General features: G+C 69.1%; 17 protein-coding genes, 2 tRNA genes and 1 pseudogene. 9 read left to right on the top strand and 11 right to left on the bottom strand.

The features are described 5' to 3' along the window. A pseudogene (locus J0695_RS22025) lies at positions 1–233 on the top strand (ABC transporter ATP-binding protein); the annotation flags it as partial. 15 nt (positions 234–248) lie between these two features. On the opposite strand, the gene J0695_RS22030 reads toward J0695_RS22025, so the two are convergent. Then, positions 249–1349, bottom strand: a complete 1101-nt coding sequence (locus J0695_RS22030; protein WP_206963851.1) for an acyltransferase family protein — start codon at positions 1347–1349, stop codon at positions 249–251. Positions 1350–1717: 368 nt separating this feature from the next. Between J0695_RS22030 and J0695_RS22035 the strand changes: the two genes are divergently transcribed. Continuing rightward, entirely contained in the window at positions 1718–1912 is a 195-nt protein-coding gene (locus J0695_RS22035) for a hypothetical protein (protein ID WP_206963852.1), read from the top strand. A 71-nt stretch (positions 1913–1983) separates the two neighbouring features. Here J0695_RS22035 and J0695_RS22040 read toward each other — a convergent pair. Beyond that, positions 1984–2054, bottom strand: a tRNA-Gly gene (locus J0695_RS22040). Between the two features lie 130 nt (positions 2055–2184). Between J0695_RS22040 and J0695_RS22045 the strand changes: the two genes are divergently transcribed. The 5 genes from J0695_RS22045 to clpX all read left to right on the top strand — a co-directional run bounded on the left by J0695_RS22045 (position 2185) and on the right by clpX (position 6846). Further along, positions 2185–2261, top strand: a tRNA-Pro gene (locus tag J0695_RS22045). A 157-nt stretch (positions 2262–2418) separates the two neighbouring features. Beyond that, positions 2419–3810 (top strand): trigger factor, encoded by a 1392-nt coding sequence (gene tig, locus J0695_RS22050; RefSeq protein ID WP_206963853.1) that lies wholly within the window; start codon positions 2419–2421, stop codon positions 3808–3810. A gap of 234 nt (positions 3811–4044) precedes the next feature. Further along, a complete protein-coding gene (locus tag J0695_RS22055) occupies positions 4045–4650 on the top strand; it encodes an ATP-dependent Clp protease proteolytic subunit (protein WP_206963874.1) in 606 nt (201 codons plus the stop codon). Positions 4651–4709: 59 nt separating this feature from the next. Next, complete coding sequence (locus J0695_RS22060; protein WP_242553016.1) at positions 4710–5396, top strand: ATP-dependent Clp protease proteolytic subunit; 687 nt, start codon at positions 4710–4712, stop codon at positions 5394–5396. Between the two features lie 157 nt (positions 5397–5553). Then, a complete protein-coding gene (clpX, locus tag J0695_RS22065) occupies positions 5554–6846 on the top strand; it encodes an ATP-dependent Clp protease ATP-binding subunit ClpX (protein ID WP_206963854.1) in 1293 nt (430 codons plus the stop codon). A gap of 82 nt (positions 6847–6928) precedes the next feature. Here clpX and J0695_RS22070 read toward each other — a convergent pair whose 3' ends face one another. Both J0695_RS22070 and J0695_RS22075 read right to left on the bottom strand, forming a co-directional pair. Further along, a complete protein-coding gene (locus J0695_RS22070; protein WP_206963855.1) occupies positions 6929–7912 on the bottom strand; it encodes a hypothetical protein in 984 nt (327 codons plus the stop codon). A 21-nt stretch (positions 7913–7933) separates the two neighbouring features. Then, a complete protein-coding gene (locus J0695_RS22075; protein WP_206963856.1) occupies positions 7934–8824 on the bottom strand; it encodes a hypothetical protein in 891 nt (296 codons plus the stop codon). A 137-nt stretch (positions 8825–8961) separates the two neighbouring features. Here J0695_RS22075 and J0695_RS22080 point away from each other — a divergent pair, with 137 nt between their 5' ends. Then, on the top strand, positions 8962–11586 hold the full coding sequence (locus tag J0695_RS22080; RefSeq protein WP_206963857.1) for a valine--tRNA ligase: 2625 nt from the start codon (positions 8962–8964) through the stop codon (positions 11584–11586). A gap of 47 nt (positions 11587–11633) precedes the next feature. Here J0695_RS22080 and J0695_RS22085 read toward each other — a convergent pair whose 3' ends face one another. From J0695_RS22085 to wecB, 6 genes are all read right to left on the bottom strand, one after another. Beyond that, the gene (locus tag J0695_RS22085; RefSeq protein ID WP_206963858.1) at positions 11634–13166 is read right to left on the bottom strand and encodes a sensor histidine kinase; all 1533 of its coding nucleotides are present in this window, start codon (positions 13164–13166) and stop codon (positions 11634–11636) included. A gap of 67 nt (positions 13167–13233) precedes the next feature. Then, positions 13234–13425 (bottom strand): hypothetical protein, encoded by a 192-nt coding sequence (locus J0695_RS22090; RefSeq protein ID WP_206963859.1) that lies wholly within the window; start codon positions 13423–13425, stop codon positions 13234–13236. A gap of 117 nt (positions 13426–13542) precedes the next feature. Continuing rightward, entirely contained in the window at positions 13543–15081 is a 1539-nt protein-coding gene (locus J0695_RS22095) for a PAS domain-containing sensor histidine kinase (RefSeq protein ID WP_206963860.1), read from the bottom strand. A 26-nt stretch (positions 15082–15107) separates the two neighbouring features. Next, entirely contained in the window at positions 15108–15788 is a 681-nt protein-coding gene (locus J0695_RS22100; RefSeq protein ID WP_206963861.1) for a response regulator transcription factor, read from the bottom strand. 6 nt (positions 15789–15794) lie between these two features. Next, on the bottom strand, positions 15795–17144 hold the full coding sequence (locus J0695_RS22105; protein WP_206963862.1) for an XrtP-associated glycosyltransferase: 1350 nt from the start codon (positions 17142–17144) through the stop codon (positions 15795–15797). 3 nt (positions 17145–17147) lie between these two features. Further along, positions 17148–18287 (bottom strand): non-hydrolyzing UDP-N-acetylglucosamine 2-epimerase, encoded by a 1140-nt coding sequence (gene wecB, locus J0695_RS22110; protein WP_206963863.1) that lies wholly within the window; start codon positions 18285–18287, stop codon positions 17148–17150. A gap of 178 nt (positions 18288–18465) precedes the next feature. Between wecB and J0695_RS22115 the strand changes: the two genes are divergently transcribed. Then, positions 18466–19572 carry a sensor histidine kinase gene (locus tag J0695_RS22115; RefSeq protein WP_242553017.1) on the top strand — a complete coding sequence of 369 codons (1107 nt, stop codon included), beginning with the start codon at positions 18466–18468 and terminating at the stop codon, positions 19570–19572. Between the two features lie 33 nt (positions 19573–19605). On the opposite strand, the gene J0695_RS22120 is transcribed toward J0695_RS22115, so the two are convergent. Continuing rightward, a complete protein-coding gene (locus tag J0695_RS22120; RefSeq protein ID WP_206963865.1) occupies positions 19606–20613 on the bottom strand; it encodes a rod shape-determining protein in 1008 nt (335 codons plus the stop codon). Between the last annotated feature and the right edge of the window lie 48 nt (positions 20614–20661).

A 20661-nucleotide genomic window follows, 5' to 3' on the forward strand; every position in this document is an offset into this window, starting at 1 on the left:
TGGACACCACCACGGCCGCCGAGGTCCTGGCGCTCCTGCGCAACGCGGTGGACGCCCTGGGGGCGACCGTCGTGATGGTCACGCACGACCCGGCGGCCGCCGCCTACGCGGACCGCGTCCTGTTCCTCGCCGACGGTGAGATCGCCGACAGCCTCCCGCGTGCCACGGCCACAGAGATCGCCTCCCGGATGACGGCGCTCACCGCTCCGGCCTTCGCACGGGCCGCCGCGTAACCAAACCCATCGATTTCACGCCACTCGGTCCGACGAGGCCGCCCGGCGGAACGCCCACTTCATCTCGGGCTCGGTGACACACCGCATCACCCGGCGCACCGACGGCGTACAGAACGCCGTCACCGCGACGATGATCGCCAGCGTCACCACGACCTCGCCGAGCGGCTCGCTCAGCCAGTGGTACGTGTCGAACCACCCGGTGTAGTCGATGGTCTTGATCAGCAGTCCGTGCAGCAGATAGCCGCAGATCGTGCCCGCGCCGAGCACCGTGAACCAGGTCCTGCGGCGCGGCACCCAGGCCAGGAAACACACGGTCAGCACGAGTGAGCAGCCGAACAGGGCCAGCGTCGTCAGCATCCCGACCCACCAGGAGACCGCCAGGTCCTGCACCGCGAAGCTGCGGTAGAACCACCGCAGGCTCATGCGCGGTGATGCCCAGTACGCGAAGACCAGCGCGCCCGCGAAGACCGGCACGGAGGCCACCCGCACCGCACGCCGCTGGACCATCGCGAAGTGCTCGGGCCTGAGGTTGAGACCCAGCACGAAGAACGGCAGGAACTGCAGGATCCGCATGAGATCGAAGTCCGGGCCGATGCTCGGGGCGATGGATGCCAGGAGACACATCGCGAGCGCCACGGGCACCGGGTGGCGCACCAGTTTCCACAGGGGTGTCGTCAGCCGCCAGATGAAGAGCGCGGCCAGGAACCAGGTCAGGAAGAACGGGTCGAGCAGACTGATCTCGAAGTGCGGATTGTTCATCCACCGCTCGTACAGCGAGTACGTCGTCTCGAAGACGACGTAGGGCACGGCGACCCCGGTGATCAGCCGTTTCAGCCGGTCGGGCCGCATGTCGAACGAACGTGAGAAGTAGCCGGAGACGATGATGAAGGCCGGCATGTGGAACGTGTAGACGACCATGTAGAGGGCGTGCGTCGCACGGCTGCCGTCCATGATCGGCTCCCACGAGTGAGCCATCGCCACCAGCACGATCGCCAGGTACTTCGCGTTGTCGAAGTAGGCGTCGCGCCGCGGGCTCGGCGTCTTGGGGGCGTCGAGTTCCGGCTTCTTCGCCGGCGGAAGCGGAGCTCGCTGGTATCCGGGGGGAGCGTGAACCATTCGAGGCACCCTAGCGTTGCACTCGGGATCTCGTAAAACCCCTCCCAGGTACCTGAATTATGTCCGCCTATGCTCACTCTAAGCCCTCTTAATTAGGGCATTTCAGTAGGCTTCACGCGATCTGAATTCACTCTGCATATTCGCTGCAGCAAGGGGTAGGAGCGGGGTCGCTCCCTTCCTGGGGGCGCGTGCACACCCGGTGTGCGCCAGGCGCACACCGGGTGCGCGGATGGCGTGATCCGATCGGCGACGATTCGTCACCCGGCAACAACCACGGGCTCGTTGGTGGCACGATGGAACAGGCGGATGCGTGCTGGGCTGCGCGCTTCCGGGCCGGCAAGGCGGACCGACCAAGGGTGTGATCAGTTGTGGCCATTTCACTGTCTGTGGTGCTCTTGTTGGCGATCGTCCTGGTGGTGTTGATACGAGGCGGCTCCATCAAAGCCGGGCCGGCGATAGTCGCCATACTCTTCGGCTTCTTCCTCGCGTCCACGGGTATGGCTCCGTCGATCGACCGGTTCCTGAACTCGATAGCGGACACGATCAACCAGATCAAGTTTTGAGACGGCTCGGTCTGAAACGACTTCGGCCCGGGCCGGTGATCACTCACCGGGCCGGGCCGAAGTACGTACAGAGCGGGCGACGGGAATCGAACCCGCGTAGTCAGTTTGGAAGACTGGAGCTCTACCATTGAGCTACGCCCGCATACAGCGCACCGCAGGTCGGACCGACCGCGACACGTGAAGCATCGTAGCGGGTCGCGCGCCCTCCCCGCACACCGCATAAATGCAGCCACCCCACTACCTGCGGGCATGTACCCTACGTCTCGCACCGACGGGGTGTGGCGCAGCTTGGTAGCGCGTCCGCTTTGGGAGCGGAAGGTCGTCGGTTCGAATCCGGCCACCCCGACCACACAGGCCCGGCAGAGCTGCCGGGCACCGGCCCGCGATCCCACCGGCAAGATCGCATTGTGGGTCCGAGTCCGCTTGCCGTTACTATGCAAGCTGCGTGCCCGCGTGTCTCTGAACCGGGCAGAATCCCAAAATCAGCCCAACAAGGAGACCCAACCGTGAAGAGCGCCGTGGAGACCCTGAACCCGACTCGGGTTCGGCTCAGCATTGAGGTGCCCTTCGAGGAGCTCAAGGACAGCCTCGACGCGGCGTACAAGAAGATCAACCAGCAGGTCACGGTGAAGGGCTTCCGTAAGGGCAAGATCCCGAACCGCGTCATCGACCAGCGGTTCGGCCGCGGTGCTGTGCTCGAGGAGGCCGTCAACGACGCGCTCCCGAAGTTCTACACCGAGGCCGTCAACGAGGGTGAGCTGAACGTTCTCGGCCAGCCCGAGGTCGACATCACGGAGCTGAAGGACGGCGAGCTGCTGTCCTTCACCGCCGAGGTCGACATCCGCCCCGAGATCGAGATCCCGGACTACTCCGGCATCGAGGTCGAGGTCGACGCGGTCACCGTCTCAGACGAGGACGTCGACAAGGCCGTCGAGGAGCTGCGTGGGCGCTTCGCGTCCACCAACCCCGTCGAGCGTGCGGCCGAGGACGGCGACGTCGTGACGCTGGACCTCGAGGCCAAGGTCGAGGGCGAGATCCTTGAGGACGGCGTCGCCGAGGGTGTCTCGTACACCATCGGTTCGGGTGAGCTGCTGGAAGGCATCGACGAGGCCGTCAAGGGCCTGGAGGCCGGTGGCGAGGCCACCTTCACCTCCGAGCTCAAGGGTGGCTCCGCCGAGGGCAAGCCGGCCGAGGTCACCGTCAAGGTGTCCGCCGTCGCCGCCCGCGAACTTCCCGCGCTGGATGACGACTTCGCGCAGCTGGCGAGCGAGTTCGACACTCTCGAAGAGCTCCGCGCCGACAGCCGCAAGCGCCTCGAGAACATGAAGCAGTACGACCAGGCCACCCAGGCCCAGGAGCGCGTCCTCGAAGAGCTGCTGAAGCTCGCGGAGGTCCCGATCCCCGAGAAGCTTCTCGAGGACGAGATCAACACCCGCAAGCACAACCTGGAGCACCACCAGCTCGGCCAGATGGGCATCGACCTCCCCAAGTACCTGGAGATCCAGGGCAAGACGGAGGACGAGTTCACGGCCGAGACCAAGGAGCAGGCCGAGAAGGGCATCAAGACGCAGTTCATCCTCGATGAGCTCGTCAACAAGGAGAAGCTGAACGTCAACCAGGAGGAGCTCACCGAGCACCTCATGCGGCGCGCTGCTTCCTCCGGCATGTCCCCCGACCAGTTCGCCCAGGCCGTCGTCGAAGGCGGCCAGGTGCCGATGCTCGTCGGCGAGGTAGCCCGCGGCAAGGCCCTCGCGGCCGTCGTCGAGGCCGCCACGGTCAAGGACACCAACGGTGAGGTCGTCGACCTGTCCGACGAGGAAGAGGACGAGACCACCGAGTCCGCCGAGACTGTCGAGGCCGCGTCCGAGGACGTCGCCGAGGAGAAGACCGAGGCCTGAGTCCTCGCCTGATCGACCCTCCGCCGGGCCCGGACGCAGCACGCGTCCGGGCCCGGCGTCGTACCCCCTACCTTGCGCTCCGAGCGAACAGTCCGGGAAGCGGGATGGCGTTGTCCTACCTGCGCGTTAGGGTCCATGAATAGGAGGGCACGTGAGTGTCCGAGCCTTCCTGAATGAAGACGCTGAGACGGTAGAAGCCGTCAGAGACGAGCAGGTGGATACGTGACGAATCTGATGCCTTACGCCGCCGGCGAGCCCAACTTCGGTGGCGGCCTCGGCGACCAGGTCTACAACCGACTGCTCGGCGAGCGGATCATCTTCCTCGGCCAGCAGGTCGACGACGACATCGCGAACAAGATCACCGCACAGCTGCTTCTCCTTGCCGCCGACCCGGACAAGGACATCTTCCTGTACATCAACAGCCCCGGCGGCTCGGTGACGGCGGGTATGGCGGTCTACGACACCATGCAGTACATCCCGAACGACGTGGTCACCATCGGTATGGGCCTCGCGGCCTCGATGGGCCAGTTCCTGCTGACCGGCGGCAGTGCGGGCAAGCGCTTCGCGCTCCCCAACACCGACATCCTGATGCACCAGGGCTCGGCCGGCCTCGGCGGCACCGCTTCGGACATCAAGATCCAGGCGGAGCAGCTGCTGCGTACCAAGAAGCGCATGGCGGAGATCACCGCCCGGCACTCCGGCCAGACCATGGAAGCGATCATCCGCGACGGCGACCGCGACCGCTGGTACACCGCGGAAGAAGCCAAGGCCTACGGCCTCATCGACGAGATCATCACTTCCGCCTCGGGCGTTCCTGGCGGCGGCGGCACCGGGGCCTGAGGCTCCGTACGTACGCAGCACCGCCCGACCGACGACCACTGACGCAGTACGCCACCAGGATGGTGAACCCCCTTATGAGCAACTTCCAGGTCAACGCCTCCGCCAACGGCCTCTACACCGGCCCGCAGGTGGACAACCGCTACATCGTCCCGCGCTTCGTCGAGCGCACCTCGCAGGGCGTGCGTGAGTACGACCCGTACGCGAAGCTCTTCGAGGAGCGCGTGATCTTCCTCGGCGTGCAGATCGACGACGCGTCCGCCAACGACGTCATGGCACAGCTCCTGTGCCTGGAGTCGATGGACCCGGACCGCGACATCTCGATCTACATCAACAGCCCCGGTGGCTCGTTCACGGCCCTCACGGCCATCTACGACACGATGCAGTTCGTGAAGCCGGACATCCAGACGGTCTGCATGGGCCAGGCGGCCTCCGCTGCCGCGATCCTGCTGGCCGCCGGTACGCCGGGCAAGCGCATGGCGCTCCCGAACGCCCGTGTGCTCATCCACCAGCCGTCCTCGCAGACCGGCCGCGAGCAGCTCTCCGACCTGGAGATCGCGGCCAACGAAATCCTGCGGATGCGCGCCCAGTTGGAAGACATGCTGGCCAAGCACTCCACCACCCCGATCGAGAAGATCCGCGACGACATCGAGCGCGACAAGATCCTCACGGCCGATGACGCACTGGCGTACGGTCTGGTGGACCAGATCGTGTCGACCCGCAAGAGTGCGGCAGGCGCCCTCGCCTGACGACTCTGAGGAGTCCTGCCTCCCCTTGGCACGGTCCACGTCAAAGTGAACCCTGCCAAGGGGGGCCCGAACGGGGGGCCCGGCAAGGTACCGTCGAATATGAGGCACCAGGAGCCGCTTGATCGCGAGCGGATCCCAGGCGAAGGGGAAGCACCTCGTGGCACGCATTGGTGATGGCGGCGACCTGCTCAAGTGCTCGTTCTGCGGAAAGAGCCAGAAGCAGGTGAAGAAGCTCATCGCGGGGCCAGGTGTGTACATCTGCGACGAGTGCATCGACCTCTGCAACGAGATCATCGAGGAGGAGCTCGCAGAGACCTCCGAGGTGCGGTGGGAGGAACTCCCCAAGCCGCGCGAGATCTATGAGTTCCTGGAGAGCTACGTCGTGGGCCAGGAGCCCGCGAAGAAGGCTCTCTCGGTCGCGGTGTACAACCACTACAAGCGCGTCCAGGCAGGCGAGAACGGCGGCGCCCAGGGGCGCGACGACGCCATCGAGCTGGCCAAGTCCAACATCCTGCTCCTCGGCCCCACGGGCTCCGGCAAGACGCTGCTCGCGCAGACGCTGGCCCGGATGCTCAATGTCCCGTTCGCCATCGCGGACGCGACGGCGCTGACGGAGGCCGGATATGTGGGCGAGGACGTCGAGAACATCCTGCTGAAGCTCATCCAGGCCGCTGACTACGACGTCAAGAAGGCCGAGACGGGCATCATCTACATCGACGAGATCGACAAGGTCGCCCGTAAGAGCGAGAACCCGTCGATCACCCGCGATGTGAGTGGCGAGGGCGTCCAGCAGGCGCTGCTGAAGATCCTGGAAGGCACCACTGCCTCGGTCCCGCCGCAGGGCGGCCGCAAGCACCCGCACCAGGAGTTCATCCAGATCGACACGACGAACGTCCTGTTCATCGTGGGCGGCGCCTTCTCCGGTCTGGAGCGGATCATCGAGGCCCGCTCGGGTGCGAAGGGCATCGGCTTCGGCGCGACCATCCGCTCCAAGCGGGAGATCCAGGAGAGCGACCAGTTCCAGGAGGTCATGCCGGAGGACCTGGTGAAGTTCGGGATGATCCCCGAGTTCATCGGCCGGCTGCCCGTCCTCACCTCGGTCCACAATCTCGACCGCGAGGCGCTCCTGCAGATCCTGATCGAGCCGAAGAACGCCCTCGTCAAGCAGTACGAGCGGCTCTTCGAACTCGACGGCGTGGAGCTGGAGTTCGACCGCGAGGCCCTCGAAGCCATCGCGGACCAGGCGATCCTGCGCCAGACGGGTGCGCGCGGGCTGCGCGCCATCATGGAGGAAGTCCTCCAGTCGGTGATGTACGAGGTGCCGTCCCGCAAGGACGTCGCCCGGGTCGTCATCACGTCGGACGTCGTCCGCAACAACGTCAACCCGACGCTGGTCCCGCGCGAGCCGCGGATCATCGGCAACGACGGGCGTCACGAGAAGTCCGCGTAACGTCCGTACGCACGCACACGACAGGGGCGCCCGGCCAGTCAACTGGCCGGGCGCCCCTGTGTGTTGAGCCGGTGCTCGTCGGCTACTTCTTGACGCGCGTCGCGTTGTAGAGCTGGGCGGTGAAGTCCGCGGCCTTCTCCTGCGTCACGGGTGTGCCGGCCCCGCCGACCGAGGACAGGTCGATGGATACGACGATGCCGACCGTGCTGTAGTCGGTCCAGATGCAGATGGGCACCTGGATCGGCTTGGCGCTGGCGCTCGTCGTCATCTTCATCTCGGCGTTCTGGCACTTCATGAGGGCGCCCGAGAACCCGGCGGGCTTGTACGCCTTCGGGCTGCCGACCAGCTTCATGGTGCCGCCGCTGGAGCTTTTGCCGCTCCCCTTCGTCGCGGTGTTGAACGCGTTGTCGATCGTCGACGCGGGGTCGGTGACATCGCCGTAGAGACCCGAGAGGGAGAGCGACTGCCCTTCGAGCTTCGTCGGGTCGGACACGTTGGTGTAGGTCGCGACGGCCTGCGAGGGGTTCTTGATCCCGGCCTTCTCGGCCTCCGCCTTGTCGCTGGCGGTCATCGTGGGCGACTCGCTGCCGGTGTCGCCCTTCTTGAAGTCGCCGACCGTTGCCGGGGCGGAGATCTTGTAGCCCTTGGTGCTGTCGGCGACGTCGCTGTTGCTGCTGCTGGAGCCGCTGTCGCCCTTGGTGAGGAAGTAGACCCCGCCGCCGATCACGGCGACCGCCACGACGGCGGCCACGACGATGAGGCCGGTCTTCTTCTTCGGGGCCTGCGGCGGGTACGGGACCTGGCCGTACGGCTGCTGCGGGGGCTGCTGGCCGTAGGGGCCCTGCGGACCCTGCGGGGGCTGCTGCGGGTAGCCGTAACCCGGGGGCGGCGGCTGCTGCGGCGGGACGCCCTGGGGCGCCTGCTGCGGGTAGCCGTAGCCGGGCTGCGGCTGCTGCGGCTGCTGCTGGCCGTACGGGTTCGGCTGACCCTGCGGCGGCTGCTGCCCGTAAGGACCGGGCTGCTGCGGGGGCTGCTGGCCGTACGGGCCCGGCTGGTTGTAACTCATGGGTGGGTTCCCCTCCTGCTGTTACTTGGCTTCGACGCGGACGTCGTTGCGGAGCTTGGCCGAGAGGGCCGCGGCGTCCGCCAGCGACTGGCTCTTCTCCGTGCCCGTCAGTACGGCCAGGTCCATGTTGTTGACGTACGCGATCGTGCTGTTGTCGCCCCATATGCATATGGGGATGGAGACAGTCTTGCCTCCGCTGCTGCTATCGGTGATCCTGGCCTCCTGGCACTTCAGGATGCCGTCCTTGAAGCCGTCCGGGGTGAAGGCCTGCGGGCTGCCGACCAGCTCGCCCTTGCTGTCTGAATCCTCGTCCTTGTCGCTGTACGACTCGGACTTGACCTTGGCGAACATGGAGTCGACGATCTTCTCGGGGTCCTTCACGTCGCCGTAGACGCCGCTGTATCCCAGGAGCTTGTCGCTCGCTTCGCCCGACGAGTAGGACGCGTCTGCGGCTGTGGGGTTGGCGACCCCCCAACGCTCGAATTCCTTGACGTCCCTTTCCGGCAGGGAGTCGCTGCCGGAGTCCTCGGCGCCCTTCTTGTACTTACCGCCGATGACCGTCGCCGGCGCGACCAGCGTGTACTTCTTGCCGTCGGAAGCGACCGAGCCGCCGCCGTCGCTGGTGCCCTTGGTCAGGAGCCACATGCCGCCGCCGATCACGGCGACCGCCACGACAGCCGCGATCACGATGAGGGGCGCCTTCGACTTCGGGGCCTCCGGCCCGTCCGGAGGCGGCGGGACCTGGCCGAAAGGGGCCTGCTGTCCGTAAGGGGCCTGCGGCGGGCCCGGAGGCTGCTGCGGGTAGCCGTAACCCGGCTGCTGCGGCGGGACGCCCTGCGGTGCCCGCTGCGGGTAGCCGTAGCCGGGCTGCTGCGGCTGCTCGCCGTCCGGGCCCGGCTGGTTGTGGCTCATATCTGGGTTCCCCCTCCAGAAACTTATGCTTTCCGAACATCCTTGCCGACGCCCGTGTGGCGCGGGGTGCCGGGGGTCGCATCGTTACGGAAGATTCCCGTTTCAGGACAGGGCCGTGACACCTCTAAACTGGGCCCGTGACCGATATCGCTCAGCAGCAGCCCACAGACAGCAACCCTGAACTGCCGACCACGTACGCGCCGGCCGAAGTAGAGGGGAAGCTGTACGAGCGCTGGGTTGAGCGCGGTTACTTCGAGGCCGACGCCAAGAGTGACAAGCCCCCGTTCACCATCGTCATCCCGCCGCCCAACGTCACCGGCGCCCTCCACCTGGGCCACGCCTTCCAGGTCACGCTCATGGACGCCCTCACGCGCCGCAAGCGCATGCAGGGGTACGAGACGCTCTGGCTGCCCGGCATGGACCACGCCGGCATCGCCACGCAGAACAAGGTCGAGCAGCAGCTCGCCGAGGAGGGCAAGTCCCGCCAGGACATCGGGCGCGAGGCCTTCGTCGAGAAGACCTGGCAGTGGAAGGAAGAGTACGGCGGCCGGATCCTCGGCCAGCTGCGCCGCCTCGGCGCCGGCCTCGACTGGTCGCGCGAGCGCTTCACGATGGACGAGGGCCTCTCCAAGGCCGTCCAGACGATCTTCAAGAAGCTGTACGACGACGAGCTGATCTACCGCGCCGAGCGCATCATCAACTGGTGCCCGCGCTGTATGACCGCGATCTCCGACATCGAGGTCGACTACCAGGACGACGACGGCGAGCTGGTCTCGCTGAAGTACGGCGAGGGCGACGAGACCCTCGTCGTGGCCACCACCCGTGTCGAGACGATGCTCGGCGACACCGGGATCGCCGTCCACCCCGACGACGAGCGCTATGCCCACCTCATCGGCAAGCAGATCAAGCTGCCGCTGACCGACCGGACCATCCCGGTCGTCGCCGACCACCATGTCGACCCCGAGTTCGGCACCGGCGCCGTCAAGGTGACCCCGGCGCACGACCCGAACGACTTCGCGATCGGCCAGCGCCACGGCCTCGAGATGATCACGGTCATGGACGAGCGGGCGATCATCACCGTCCCCGGCCCGTTCCAGGGACTCGACCGCTTCGAGGCCCGTTCCGCCATCGTCGAGGCCATGCGCCAGCAGGGCAGGGTCGTCGCCGAGAAGCGCCCGTACACGCACTCCGTCGGCCACTGCTCCCGCTGCAAGACGACCGTCGAGCCGCGCCTCTCCCTCCAGTGGTGGGTCAAGGTCGAGACGCTCGCCAAGGCCGCAGGTGACGCGGTCCGCGAGGGCGACGTCGCGCTGCACCCCAAGGAGATGGAGAAGCGGTACTTCGACTGGGTCGACAACCTCAACGACTGGTGCATCTCACGCCAGTTGTGGTGGGGCCACCGCATCCCCGTCTGGTACGGCCCCGAGGGCCAGGTCGTCTGCGTCGGTCCCGACGAGCAGCCGCCGACGGGGGAGGGCTGGACCCAGGACGAGGACGTCCTCGACACCTGGTTCTCCTCCGGCCTCTGGCCGTTCTCCACGCTGGGCTGGCCCGAGGAGACCCCGGACCTCAAGAAGTTCTACTCGACCGACGTCCTCCTCACCGGCCACGACATCATCTTCTTCTGGGTCGTCCGGATGATGATGTTCGGCCTGTACGCGATGGACGGCGAAGTCCCGTTCAAGACCGTCGCGTTGACCGGTCTCGTCCGCGACGAGTTCGGCAAGAAGATGTCGAAGTCCAACCCCAACGCCGTGGACCCGATCGACTGGATGGACGCCTACGGCTCCGACGCCGTCCGCTTCACCCTGGCCAACGGCGCCAACCCCGGCGCCGACGTCCCGATCGGCGAGGACTGGGTCAAGGCGTCCGGCAAGTTCGCCAACAAGATCTGGAACGCGACCCGCTTCGCCCTCATGAACGGTGCGACCGTCGAGGGCGAACTGCCGCCCGCCGAGCAGATGTCGACGACCGACCGGTGGATCCTCTCGCGCCTCAACTCGGTCGTGACCGAGGCGGACGCGTACTACGACGACTACCAGTTCGCCAAGCTCGCCGACACCCTCTACCACTTCGCGTGGGACGAGGTCTTCGACTGGTACGTCGAGCTGTCCAAGACGACCTTCTTCGCGGGCGGCGAGCCGGCGAAGGTCTCGGCGCGCGTCCTCGGCGAGGTCCTGGACAAGCTCCTGCGCCTGCTCCACCCGATCGTCCCGTTCGTCACGGAGACGCTCTGGACCTCGCTCACCGGCGGCGAATCGCTCGTCATCGCCGACTGGCCGCTGGACTCGGGCTTCCGCGACACCGCCGCCGAGCAGGAGATCGTCCTGGTCCAGCAGGTGATCACCGAGGTCCGCCGCTTCCGCAACGACCAGGGCCTGCAGCCCGCCCAGAAGGTCCCGGCCGAGCTCGACCTGTCCGGTACGGCACTGGCCCCGCACGAGGGGGCCATCCGCCAGGTGGCACGCCTCACTCCCGCGGGCGAGGGCTTCCACGCCACCGCCTCGCTGCCGGTCGCGGGCTGCACGGTCGCCCTCGACCTGTCGGGGACGATCGACATCGAAGCCGAGCGCAAGCGCCTCACCAAGGACCTCGGCCTGGCCGAGAAGGAGAAGGCGGACGCCAACAAGAAGCTCGGCAACGAGGCCTTCCTGGCCAAGGCGCCGGACAACGTGGTCGACAAGATCCGCGCCCGCCTGACCAAGGCCGACGCGGACATCGAGCGGATCACGGCACAGATCGCCGGCCTGCCGCAGGCCTAGTACGCAGCTGGAAGGGCCCCCGGATCACCGCGATCCGGGGGCCCTTCTCACTCCCCGCCCGGGTCCGCAGGCGCCACCGGCAGCGTCACCGTGACCGTCGTCCCCACGCCCTCCGCGCCGGCCAGCGCGACGGTGCCGCCGTGCCGCTCGACCAGGCCGCGGGCGATCGACAGGCCAAGGCCGCTGCCCTGGAACCCCGCGCTGTTCGCGGCGCGCCTGAACTGGCCGAAGACACCCTCCTGTTGGTCCTCGGGGATGCCGATGCCATTGTCGGCGACGGTCAGCGTCCAGCGCCGCCCGGCCGTCTCGTACCGGCAACTCAGGGAGGCCTCGCCGCCCTTGGGGGTGAACTTGATCGCGTTGCCGACGAGATTGTCGAGGACCTGCCGCAGCCGGTGGCGGTCTCCGTGCAGCAGAGGTCCGGACCCCGCCTCGCAGCGCAGAGTCACCTGCGCTGCGGCGGCCACCGGTGCCAGTTCGGCCACCGTCGTCGTACACAGGTCGGATACGTCGACATCACCGAGGTCCAGCGCCAGTGAACGGGTCTCCAGGTGGGTGATCAGCAGCAGATCGCCGATGATCCGCAGCATCCGCTCCGCGCTCTTCGCGATGATGCCGACGTAGATCCGGTGCTCGTCGGTGAGCGGGTTCTGCTCGTCGGTGGCCAGCAGCTCGCAGAAGCTGCTGACGGAGGTGAGCGGGGTGCGCAGGTCGTGGGAGACGGCGGCGGTGAACCGGGCGCGCTCGTCGGCCAGTTCGGCCAGGTGGTGGTTGCGCTCCTCCAGGGCGTCGAGGGCCTTGAGCTGCTCGGTGAGGTCGCGGAAGAGCCAGAGGTTGCCGATGAACGTGCCCTCGGTGAACAGCGGCAGATAGGTGCGCCGTACGGTGCGGCCGTCGGCGAGCCGCAGCTGCTCGGACGCCGCCGTGCACCCGGTGGTGAGGTCCTCGGTGGTGCGCACGGGGTGTTCGGAGGGGGCGGCGAGCAGTCCGTACAGGGCGCGTTCGATGGTGTGGACGTCGGTGCCGCGCTCCAGGGGGCCGAGGTCCTGGAGGCGCCCGAGGCGGACCAGCGCGGGGTTCATCAGCCGCAGCCGGTAGTGGCCGTCGGTGAAGATCACCCCGTCCTCCAGGGCGTTGATCAGCTCGGTGAGCCGGGTGGCGTCGGCGGTGTAGTGCACCCGCGTCTCGTGGAGCTCGGTGGCGTCGAAGGCGCGGGCGAAGGCGGGGAGGGGGCCGGTGGTGCCGCGGTGCAGGGTGATGCCCAGGATGAGCCGGCGGGGGCGGCCGGGTGCGCCGACGCGTACGAGCACGGAGTCGGACTGGAGGAGGGCGGGCTCGTCGGAGAAGCGTTTCAGCTCGGCGGTGAGGGCGGCGGCGTCGAGCGGGTGCAGATCGTCCTCGCGCAGCGGCGGAAGGGCCTCGGGCCCGTCCCGCTCCAGGTCGTCGAGGAGAGCCGCGCAGAGCTCGTACGCCGGGCAGGGCAGCCGCAGCGGGATCAGGGCCTGGCGGGCGTGCAGCCGGAGCGGGGGAGTGGTCGGGTCGTACAGCGCGGCGAGGTCGTCGGCGTATGCGTCCTGCACGGACGGCCTCCCGGGAGCGGGGATCGGGGACGGCCCCGACGCTACGACGGAAGGCGGTGGCGGGCCGTCAGGCGCGTCGGACGGCGGTGGTGCGCTGCACCAGTTCGGTGACGACGACGAGGGCGACCGGCACGAGCAGGGAGAGCGGCGGCAGTACGCCGAAGATCGCCAGGGCGAAGAGCATCAGGGAGACCGCCTGTACCGCGCGTACCGCCCAGAGCTGGGTCCTGCCGCTGTTGTCCGCCGCCATCGTGTTCACCGCTCACCGCTCTCCGTCGTATCCGTGTATCCGTGTATCCGTCCTGGTGAACCCACCGTGGCGGGCGGCGGTGGTACGGCGGGGTGCCCGAAGGGTGCGCGATGGTTGCGCAGCGGACTAAGGGACGTCCGGCCCCTGCGGCTGCGGGCCTTTGAGCCCCCGGGGCAGCCGCAGAAGGACCGTGATCCCGTCCTCCTCGGAGCGCACGACCTCCAGGCCGCCCCCGTGGGCCTCGGCGACCGCGCGGGCCACGGCGAGGCCCAGGACATCGGCTGCGCCGGTGCTCGGGTCGAGCAGCCTGCCCAGGGCCAGATCGCCGAGTTCGGCCTCGGACACGGGTCTGCCGACGCCGCGCACGGAGATGATCCAGGCGCTTCCGCCGGTGTCGACCTCGGCCCGTACCGTCACCGGGCTGCCCTCGCCGACGGACCGCACGGCCTTCTCCAGGATGCTGACCAGGGCGCGCCGCAGCCGGTCGCGGTCGCCGCGGATCTGCAGCCGGGGCGGGGCCAGGTGCTCCACCCGTACGCCCTTGAGGTCCGCGGTCCCGCGGACCTCCTCGGCGGCCGACGCGAGCAGCGCGGACATCACCATCGGCTCGATCCGCAGCGGGAGGATCCGGGTGTCGAGCCCGCTGACCAGCAGGAGATCCTCGATCAGGGACTGCATCAGCGCCGTGTTGCGCTGGATGCCGCCCGCGAACTGCTGTTCCTCCGTGGGGAGTTGTCCCGGTTCGGCGGCGCTGAGCAGCTCGGCGAAGCCCGCGATGGAGGTGAGCGGGGTGCGCAGGGCGTGGCTGACCGCCGAGGTGAAGCGGGCCCGCTGGTCGGCGAGTTCGGCCAGTGCGTCGGCGCGGTCGGTCAGCGCCCGCTCGACGGCGAGCCGGTCGGTGACGTTCTCGAACATCCAGAGATTGCCGAGCCGTTCGGTCCTCCCGTACACCGGCCGGAAATACATCCGGCGGATCGATCCGTCCTTGAACCGGAGATCACGGAACTCGGCCCGGTCCCCGGTGCGTGAGGCGTCGACCAGGCTGTGGAAGCCCACCGGGTCGATCAGCCGGTCGGACACCGTCCTCACCAGCGCCGCCACATCGATTCCGGACGGCGGCGAGGGGAAGGGCAGGCCGAGCCAGTCCATCGCCCGCCGGTTGATGTGCAGGGCGTGGAAGGCGCCGTCGGTGAAGAGGATGCCCGCGTCGAGCGAGTCGAGGAGCGTGGAGAGCCAGACGCGTTCGGTCGCGAGCTGCGCGTGCTCCTCCTCCGACTCGGTGATGTCGGCGGCGTACAGCATGATCGTGTCGCTGCCGAGCGGGTACGGCGGCCGGAACGCCGTCACCACGAGGAAGCGAGGCCGCTCTCCAGGGGCCCTGAAGCGCACCGGGACGGGCACGGTGGAGGCGCTGCGGGCCGCGGAGAAAGCGGCGAGGGCGGTGGTCAGGCGCAGCACGTCCTGCGGATAGGGGCGGTAGGGATCGGCGTTCTCGGGGGCGGGCCCTTCGGGCCCCGCGAGCGTACGGAAGAGCCGCATCAGCAGGTGGGGGACGCGTTCGCCCGCGAGCCAGTGGGCCACGGACGACCACCGGGTGCTGCCCCGGGGCATGGCGTCCGGATCGTAGAGGAAGGCGGCAGCGGCATCGACCACGAGGTCGATCATGCCGCAGGGGAGAGGGTCCCGCAGGGTCAGTTGCCCCGGTAGCGGTAGCCCACGCCCCGTACCGACTCGATGGGATCGGCATCCGGGTCCAGCTCCTGGATCGCGCGCCGCAGCCGCAGCACCGCGAACTTCACCCGGTCCCCGCCACCCCCGCTCGCGTCGTCCCACACCCGGCCGAGCAGCTGCTCCGGGGTGACGACGGTGTTCTTCGCCTGGGCGAGCACATGGAGCAGCCGGAACTGCAGATCGCTCAGCTCCAGCGGCTGCTCCCGCCACATGGCCCGCCGGGTCACCGCGTCGAGGGTCAGCACTCCGTCGTCGTACCGCCGCGGCAGATCCGCGTGCGTGGGAACCCGCCGCAGCAGCGCCTCGATCCTGGCCACCAGCTCCTGGTTGGAGAAGGGCTTGGTCAGATAGTCGTCGGCGCCGGCCCGCAGCCCGCGGACCCGGTCCGACTCATGGCCGTGCGCGGTCAGCATCAGGACGGGCAGATCGCTCATGTCCCGTACGCGCTCAAGGACCTGCCAGCCGTCAAGGCCCGGCAGCCCGACGTCCAGCACCATCACGTCCGGCTTCGTCTCGTGCAGCATCCGCAGCGCGGTGCGCCCGTCGCCCGCCCGCACGGTTCCCCAGCCGCTCCGCCTGAACAGCACGGAGAGCACCAGCGCGACATCCGGGTCGTCCTCGACGACGAGCACAGTGGTCATGGCGGATCAGGCCTCCTTGGCGACCGGCCCGATGCCCAGGGCCTCGGCATTGCGGCGGGTCTTCGCCCAGCCGTTGCGGCCGAGCAGGATGCGGACCAGGCCGCGGACGGTGACGACGAAGAGGTGGTACGTGTACATCCACAGCCCCAGCCCCCACATCAGCCCCGCGAACCAGCTCTTGTCGGCGAAGCGTGTGGCGCGGTAACGGGTGCCCCACATCGCGAGCGGTCCCGCGGCGATCAGCAGGAAGACCGAGGGCAGCAGCAGGCCGGCGGGGGCCGAGCAGGCGATGACCAGGGCGACGAACAGGGCGCCGCTGAGGGCCATCAGGATGTGCAGCGGGCCCTGCATCAGCGTGTACGTGGTCTCCCACTTGCCCCAGAACGTGTAGTTCTTCGAGCGCAGGATGCGCGGGAGGTAGCGCAGGCACTGCAGGTTGCCCTGCGCCCAGCGGGTGCGCTGGGTCATGAAGCGCCGGGTGGACACCAGACCCTCCTGGGAGACATGGGTGCCTTCCAGGTGGCTGAGCTTCCAGCCGTCGAGGAGCATCAGCAGCCCCGATTCGTAGTCTTCGAGCAGCGCGCCGTCGGGCCAGGCGCAGCCGGTGGCCTCGTCGGCGATGGAGTCGAGTGCGGTGAGGCGTACGAACTGGCCGTTGCCGCCGAGGCCGACGCTCTGGGTGCGGCGGCGCAGGATCTGCATCCCTGCATTGTTGACGGAGAACTCGACGTCCTGCATCCGGGCGAGCCAGCGTGCGTGGGCGTTGATCAGCCGTCCGGCGTCGGGGCGCGGCAGCGGATCACCCGCGTTGCGCATCCGCACACCGATCTGGGCGCCGCCGGTCCGCGGGTCGTCGAAGGCCGCCGAGGCCTGCTCCAGGGCGTTGGCGGCCAGCTGCCCGTCCGCGTCCAGGACACAGACGACGACGCCGGAACGGTCGGCGCCGGCCGGCAGCCAGTCGCTCAGCTGCCGGTACGCCGCGTTGAGCGCGGCCCCCTTGCCGAGCCGGGCGTCGGGCCGCTGCCGCGCGACCAGGTGGACGTGCGGGTCGCGGGCGGCCCGCTCCTCGATGATCTCGCGCGTACGGTCGTCGCTCGCGTCGTCGACGGCCCACACATGACAGCCGGGGAAGGTGTCCCGCAGCCGTGCCACCGAGGTGGCGACGACCGCCTCCTCGTCGCGGCAGGGGATGAAGAAGTGCCAGGTGAAGCGGGTGGGGTCGCCCGGCTCCAGCGGCCGGTCCTGCCAGAAGGCGTCGGAGACCGCGAACCAGTAGACGAGGAAACGCAGCAGGGAGACGACGGCGATCACGGTGACCACCGTGCCCGTCACGGCGAGAGCGGCATTCAGGTCCATGGCTCAGGCCGCCCTCTGCAGGTCGCTGGTCGCGGGGCGCTCGGCGAGCCCTTCGAGGAGCCGGACGATCCGGGCGGAGGCCAGCCCGTCGCCGTACGGACTCGGGGTCCGCGCGAGCCGCTCCAGGCGCTCCGGCAGCCCGGCCAGCACGGTGAGCGCGGCCGACGTCAGCTGCTCCCCGGGGCGTACGAGCGCGGCGAACCCCGCGTCCACCGACTCGGGCCGCTCGGTGGAGCGTCGTACGACCAGCAGCGGCCTGCCGAGCACGGTGCACTCCTCCTGGACGCCGCCCGAGTCGGAGACGAGCAGTGCGGCGTGGCGGGCCAGCGCCAGGAACTCGCCGTAGCCGACGGGCGGGACGACCAGGAGCCGCGTCAGCATCGGGCCCAGCCCGAAGCGCTCGACGGCGGACCGGGTGCGCGGGTGCAGGGGGAGCAGGACGGGGGTGCCCGACGCCTCGATCGAGCGGAGCGAGGAGAGCAGCTCACGCAGGGTGTCGGCGTCGTCGGTGTTCTCCGGGCGGTGGACCGTCGCCAGGACGTACGTGTCGGGGCGCAGTCCGTATCCGGCCAGGACGGCGGCCCTGCTGTCCTCGTCGGGCAGCGACCGGCGGACCACTTCGACGACGGTGTTGCCGGTGAGTGCGATCCGCTCGTCGCGGTGGCCCTCGGCCAGCAGGTTGGTCCGGTTCTCGGTGGTGGCCGCGCACAGCAGGTCGGCCAGCTGGTCGACCATCACCCGGTTGTGCTCCTCGGGCATGGCCCGGTCGTGGCTGCGCAGCCCGGCCTCGACATGGACCAGCGGAATCGAGCGGGCGTTGGCGGCGAGTGCGCCGGCGAGGGTGGCGTTGGTGTCGCCCTGGACGACGACGGCAGCGGGGCGGTCGGCCGCGAACAGCTCGTCCAGCTGCTCGACGGCACGGCCGATCTGGGTGCCCCGGGGGTGGCCGCCGATGCCGTGCAGCAGTTCGGGTGCGGGCAGGTCGAGCTCGTCGATGAACCGGCCGGAGAGCGCCTCGTCCCAGTGCTGCCCGGTGTGCACCAGACGGGCGGCGGGCCCCAGCTCGTGCAGGAGCGGGGCGAGCTTCACCAGTTCGGGACGGGTGCCGAGGACGACGGCTACGGACGACTCTGAAAGGTTCATGACTCAACCATTGGCGGGCGCGGTGGCAGACCGGTTGCGGGCCGGGTGCGCAACGGTGGCGGACGCGCACGACCAGCGGGTTCAGGACCTTCGGCCCGGGGCCTTGGGTGCCCCACCTCACGCGACCAAGGTACTAAGTCGGTCGAAACGGGGCCAAAGACCCTGGATGATGGAACGCATGCCCGAGATGCCCGCCACCACCGCGCTCCTGCGCCGGTACGTGGGCAGCCCCTTCGCGCTCGACGTCCTCACCGCGGTGAGCTGCTTCGCACTGATGGTCCTGGACGTCCCCGGCCTGGCGGCCGCCGACAACTCCCTCTCCGGGCTGACCGCGACCTTCGTCCTGGCGGCCGGCTCCGCCTCGCTCCTGCTGCGCCGCAGGGCGCCCTGGCTGACGTACCTCGTCGCCCTGGTCTTCCTGGCCTGGCTGCACGAGCTGACCCTGATCCAGTTCGCGCTCTACTCGCTGGGCCGATTCCGGGGCCGGTGGGCCGGGATCGCGGGGACGGCCGTGTACGTGGGTGTGGCGTACGCCCTGTTCACCACACCCGGCTGGCCCGAGCACCGCGGCGACACCCTCAGTTCCTTCCTCAGCCTGGTCGTCCCCATCGGTGTGCTCGCCTCCGGCGTCGGCATCGCCGCCTACCGCCAGGACCTGGTCCGCGAACTCCAGGCCCAGCGCGCCGAGACCGCCGCGCTCCAGGCCGTCCAGGAGGAGCGCCAGTCGGTGGCACGCGACGTCCACGACCTGGTCGGACGTGAGCTGACGATGCTGACGGTGCGGTCCGAGGTGCTGGCCGTACGGTCCCGGGGCAAGCCCCACGAGGCGGAGTTCGAGGAGCTCTCCGAGACGGCCCGCCGCGCCCATCTCCTGCTCAACGAGATCATCGTCCGCCGCGCGGACCGGCGCGGCGCGACCCCGGGCCTGGAGGGACTCCCCGCGCTGGCCGCCGAGAGCGGGCGGGCGGGCAGTCCCGTACGGCTGACCGTCGCCCAGGAGGCCAGGACCCTCTCGCCGCTGCGCCAGGCCGCGTTCCACCGGGTCGTCCAGGAGTGCCTCACCAACGCGGCCAAACACGCCCCGGGCGAGCCGGTCACCGTCACGGTCTCCGCCACCCGGGTGGAGGTCAGCAACCCGCTCCCGGCCTCCGCCCCCTTCCGCGCCCCGGTCTCCACCGGCACCGGACTGCTCTCCATGGAGGAGCGGATGAGCAGCGTCGGCGGCACTCTCACCGCGGGACGCGAGGACGGTACGTACCGTGTCGTGGCCCGCGTCCCCGCCTGACAGGCCAGGCCGCCGTCCCCCGTACAGCGGCGGTCACACGGCCTGCAGCACCTTCTCCAGACCCTCGAAGTCCTCCGCGCACTTGCCCGCGCCGAGCACCACACAGTCCAGCGGGGCGTCCGCGACGAACACCGGGATCCCGGTCGCCGATGCCATCCGCAGATCGAGCCCGGGCAGCAGCGCCCCGCCCCCGGTCAGCACGATCCCGTACTCCATGACATCGCCGGCCAGCTCCGGCGGGCACTCCTCCAGCGTCGCCAGCACCGCCGTGATGATCGACTCCACGGGCTCGTCCAGCGCGGCGCGCACCTCGCGCGCCGTCAGCAGGAGCGTCTTCGGCAGCCCGCCGACCTTCTCGCGCCCCCGCACCGTGAAGGTCCGCTCCTCCAGACCGTTGCTGCCGGGCACCGGCCATGCCGAGCCGATCGCCACCTTCGTGTCCTCGGCGGTCCGCTCGCCGATCAGGAGCCCGTGCTCCTTGCGTACGTAATCGGTGATCGCCTTGTCCAGACGGTCACCGCCCACTCGCAGCGACTGCGAGGTGACGATCCCGCCCAGCGAGATCACCGCCACCTCCGTGGTGCCGCCGCCGATGTCGACGACCATCGAGCCGCGGGGGTCCGACACCGGAAGCCCCGCACCGATCGCCGCCGCCATCGGCTCCTCGATCAGATGGACGGACTTCGCCCCGGCCCGCTGCGAGGCGTGCACGATCGCGCGCCTCTCCACCTGGGTCACTCCGCTGGGCACGCATACGACCATTCGGGTACGGGACTTGCGCCCGGGCACGGCCTTCCGCACAAAGTGCCTGATCATTTCCTCGGCGGCCTCGAAGTCGCTGATCACCCCGTCCCGCAGCGGCCTGATCGCGACGATCGAGCCCGGGGTGCGCCCGATGGTCTCCTTGGCCTCTGTGCCGACCGACAGGGCCTTGCGGCTGTCGCCGTGCACCGCGACCACCGAGGGTTCATTGAGGACGATCCCCTGGCCGCGGGCGTAGAGAAGCGTGTTGGCAGTGCCGAGATCAATACCTATGTCCATGATCGACCAGTCTGCCCTGACGTCCGGTGAAACGCGTGGGACTTTGGT

The sequence above is a fragment of the Streptomyces beijiangensis genome, from assembly GCF_017315755.1.
In the GTDB taxonomy this organism is placed as follows: Bacteria; Actinomycetota; Actinomycetes; order Streptomycetales; family Streptomycetaceae; genus Streptomyces; species Streptomyces beijiangensis.

Coding starts and splice junctions, on each gene's coding strand:
- J0695_RS22060 (WP_242553016.1), top strand. CDS start 4,710: ATGGTGAACCCCCTTATGAGCAACTTCCAGGTCAACGCCTCCGCCAAC.
- wecB (WP_206963863.1), bottom strand. CDS start 18,287: ATGAACCTTTCAGAGTCGTCCGTAGCCGTCGTCCTCGGCACCCGTCCC.
- J0695_RS22030 (WP_206963851.1), bottom strand. CDS start 1,349: ATGGTTCACGCTCCCCCCGGATACCAGCGAGCTCCGCTTCCGCCGGCG.
- J0695_RS22070 (WP_206963855.1), bottom strand. CDS start 7,912: ATGAGTTACAACCAGCCGGGCCCGTACGGCCAGCAGCCCCCGCAGCAG.
- J0695_RS22105 (WP_206963862.1), bottom strand. CDS start 17,144: ATGGACCTGAATGCCGCTCTCGCCGTGACGGGCACGGTGGTCACCGTG.
- J0695_RS22100 (WP_206963861.1), bottom strand. CDS start 15,788: ATGACCACTGTGCTCGTCGTCGAGGACGACCCGGATGTCGCGCTGGTG.
- J0695_RS22055 (WP_206963874.1), top strand. CDS start 4,045: ATGCCTTACGCCGCCGGCGAGCCCAACTTCGGTGGCGGCCTCGGCGAC.
- J0695_RS22095 (WP_206963860.1), bottom strand. CDS start 15,081: ATGATCGACCTCGTGGTCGATGCCGCTGCCGCCTTCCTCTACGATCCG.
- J0695_RS22115 (WP_242553017.1), top strand. CDS start 18,466: ATGCCCGAGATGCCCGCCACCACCGCGCTCCTGCGCCGGTACGTGGGC.
- J0695_RS22120 (WP_206963865.1), bottom strand. CDS start 20,613: ATGGACATAGGTATTGATCTCGGCACTGCCAACACGCTTCTCTACGCC.
- J0695_RS22075 (WP_206963856.1), bottom strand. CDS start 8,824: ATGAGCCACAACCAGCCGGGCCCGGACGGCGAGCAGCCGCAGCAGCCC.